General features: G+C 74.6%; 4 protein-coding genes and 1 pseudogene. 4 read left to right on the plus strand and 1 reads right to left on the minus strand.

What is annotated here, in order from left to right; genetic code table 11:
* From TR46_RS35195 to TR46_RS35205, 3 genes are all read left to right on the plus strand, one after another.
* The coding region (locus TR46_RS35195; RefSeq protein ID WP_042410552.1) for an asparagine synthase-related protein at positions 1-675 on the plus strand (675 nt) is incomplete at its 5' end.
* Between the two features lie 33 nt (positions 676-708).
* A complete protein-coding gene (locus tag TR46_RS35200; RefSeq protein WP_052433381.1) occupies positions 709-1,377 on the plus strand; it encodes a universal stress protein in 669 nt (222 codons plus the stop codon).
* A gap of 22 nt (positions 1,378-1,399) precedes the next feature.
* Positions 1,400-2,083, plus strand: a complete 684-nt coding sequence (locus TR46_RS35205) for a DsbA family oxidoreductase (protein WP_042410554.1) — start codon at positions 1,400-1,402, stop codon at positions 2,081-2,083.
* Positions 2,084-2,220: 137 nt separating this feature from the next.
* Here TR46_RS35205 and TR46_RS42885 read toward each other — a convergent pair whose 3' ends face one another.
* Entirely contained in the window at positions 2,221-2,649 is a 429-nt protein-coding gene (locus tag TR46_RS42885) for an NPCBM/NEW2 domain-containing protein (protein ID WP_052433382.1), read from the minus strand.
* 34 nt (positions 2,650-2,683) lie between these two features.
* Here TR46_RS42885 and TR46_RS45200 point away from each other — a divergent pair.
* Positions 2,684-3,035 (plus strand): annotated as a pseudogene (locus TR46_RS45200) (hypothetical protein); the annotation flags it as partial.

A 3,035-nucleotide genomic window follows, 5' to 3' on the forward strand; every position in this document is an offset into this window, starting at 1 on the left:
GCCTCCATCCAGTCGCTCAGCTGGTGCGACCCGGGTCCGGCCGCGCGCTGGCTGACCGACGACGCGCTCTCCGCGGTCTCGGTGCGGCTGCGGCTGGCCACCCGGCGCACGGCCCCGGACGAGCGCCCCGGCGAACGTCGCGCACGCCTTGCCCTGCACCGGCAGGCCGCCGAGTTCCGGGTGCTCACCCAGATCGCCGAAGAGGCGCACGGGCAGCGCCTGCACGCCCCGTATCTCGACAGCCAGGTGATCCGGGCCTGCGGCCTGGTGCCGCCCTCGGCCCGGGTCCAGCCCGGTTCCAGGCACGCCATCCTGCGCAGCGTGCTGGCGGGGGCGGGCGCCGAGTCCGTGCCCGGCTGGGGAAGCACGCCGCCGGACCCCTACTCCGCCGCCGCAGGCGTCCGCGAAGGGCTGCGCCGGGCGCTGAACGCCCTGGACCGGATCTTCGCCGCGCCGCTGCTCGCCGACCTCGGCCTGCTGGACGCCCGGGCCTTCCGCAAGGCGCTGCACAACGCCGCGCGGGACCGGCCGGTCCCGCTGGACGGACTGGCCGCCGTGGTCTCCACCGAGCTCTGGCTGCGCCGTCTGCACGCCCGCCAGGGCTCCTGCTGGACCGGGATGCCGCTGGCCGAACGCCGCGCCATCGGCGGCCTGGACCCCATCGGCGTGCCGTAGCCCCGCCCAGCCGCGCAGGCGCAAGCATGAGGCATGCCCCGCAGCAGCCCCGCCCGCCCCGTGCCCGGTCACTCCGGTCCGGTCCCCCTGCCCATCCACAGCGGTCCCATCCACACCGGTCCGGTCCATACCGGCCCGGCGCACGTCGGTCCGACCCACGCCGTCCCGGGGCGCACGGCCGCGGTGCGGACCGGCCCGGTGCCGGTGCTGCACGAGCCCCCGGACGGCCCGCCCGGCGTCCTGGTCGGACTCGACGGCTCGGACGGCTCGGTGTGGGCCCTCGACCGCGCCTTCGCCGAGGCTGTCGCGCACCGGCTGCCGCTCTACGTCGTCTCCGCCGTCGACCCGGCCCCGGCCGGGTACCCGCCGGGGATGGCCAACCTCACCGAGGACAGTGTCGACCGACTGTTCGAGAGCATGGGCCAGGTCGCCCTGCGAGCGATCGACGCGGTCCGGGCCAACCACCCGCCGCTGCCTGCGGTGACCGTACACGTCATGCTCGGCAGCGCCGTCGACGCCCTGCTCCGGGTGTCGGCCGCGCACCGCACCCTGGTCGTCGGGGCCCGCGGCAACGGGGGCTTCGAACGGCTGCTGCTGGGCTCCGTCGCCACCGCCGTGATCCACCACTCCGCCTGCCCGGTCCTGGTCGTCCCCGCGAGCCCGGCGGAATACCAGACGGAGGACATCGGTTCCGACACCTGACGCCGCAGACAAGAGGAACCCCATGAAGATCGAGATCTACAGCGACATCGCCTGCCCCTGGTGCTACATCGGCAAGCGCCGCTTCGAGCGCGCGCTCGGCGCCTTCAACCAGCCCGTCGAGGTGGTCTACCGCCCGTACCAGCTGGTCCCCGACGCCCCGGAGCAGGCGGTTCCGCACCGTGCGTGGCTGGACCAGCGCTACGGGCCGCAGTCCCGCGCGATGGACGACCGGGTCGCCGCGCTCGGCGCGGCCGACGGCATCACCTACGACTTCGACGCGGCGCTGGAGACCAACACCTTCGACGGACACCGCCTGCTGTGGCTGGCCGCCACCGAGTACGGCCTCCCGGTGCAGCACACGCTGAAGGAGAAGCTGCTCGCGGCGCACTTCACCGACGGCGTCGACGTGGGCGACCACGCCGCGCTCATCGACGTCGCCGTGGCAGCCGGACTCGACCGCGCCCGCGTCACCGCGTTCCTCGCCTCCGGCGAGGGCAGCGGTGAGGTCAGGGCCGAGCTCGACCACGCCCACGCGATCGGCGTCAGCTCCGTCCCCACCTTCGTCATCGACGAGAAGTGGGCGGTCCAGGGCGCGCAGGAGACCTCGACGTTCCTCCGGGCCCTGGAGCAGGCGGCGGCCTCCGCCTCGGAGGGCGTGTCCGAGGAAGCGGCTGGCAGCTGCGACGACGGTAGCTGCGCGGTCTGACCGGGGTCTGTGGCTTGTCGCGCAGTTCCCCGCGCCCCTGAACGAGTGCAACCGGGCCAGTTGCAGACCCGTCAGGGGCGCGGGGCACTGCGCGACAAGCCGTCTACGGTCCGCACCCGAAAAGCGGTCAGAAACCGCTAGTGGCAGGTGAACCTGGCATCGGCCCAGTCGGCGACATTGGCGATGAGCGACCATGGTGCCGGCACGGTGACCAACCGGATCGCCGAGACGCCGGTCAGCGGCACGCTGACCGGCACGGCCGGCTGGCCTCCCCGGACCACCCCGGAGCTCCACAGCGTCCGGCCGGTGTCCCCGTCCAGCACCGAGAAGCGGACCGCGCCCAGTCCCCACGTCATGTCGTCGACCCCGGCGTCCGCGGCGAACTCGCTGCACCCGCGGTTGAGGCCGATGGTCACCGAGGACGGCGCGCGAACGGTGATGCCACGCGCATACGACGTGCCGCCGACCCGGACCCCGTTGCTCCGCTGCCAGAGCCAGCTGGAGGCGTCGGGAACGACGCTGGGCCCGTTGGTGGCCCCGATCCCGGCGTAGGGCAGGGCGTCCACGTAGTAGTCAGCCGGGGCAGCCGGGGGAGTCGGAATGGGCTTCGGCTTCGGCGTGGGCTTGGGAGTCGGCTTCGGCCGGGGCTTCGGCGACGCCTTGACCACCGGTGCCGGCTTCGGCTGCGGCCGCACCGTCGGCCTGGGAGCCGGCTTCGCTGCCGGAACCACCACCGCCGCCGGGGCCGCCGGGGGCGGCGTCGGAGTCGGCCGGGGCGCGGGCGGGGTCGGCCTCGGCACCACCTTCACCGCCGACGGCCGCGCGGCCTGCGGCGGCTTGGGCTTGGGCTTGTGGTCGTTCCCGGTCAGCGCGAACACCACGCCGGCCACCGCGACCACGGTCACCAGCGCCGCGATCCCCGCCTTCGCGGGCACCCCCAGCCCTTCGGCGG

It is taken from the genome of Streptacidiphilus carbonis (assembly GCF_000787775.1).
GTDB classification, from domain to species: Bacteria; Actinomycetota; Actinomycetes; order Streptomycetales; family Streptomycetaceae; genus Streptacidiphilus; species Streptacidiphilus carbonis.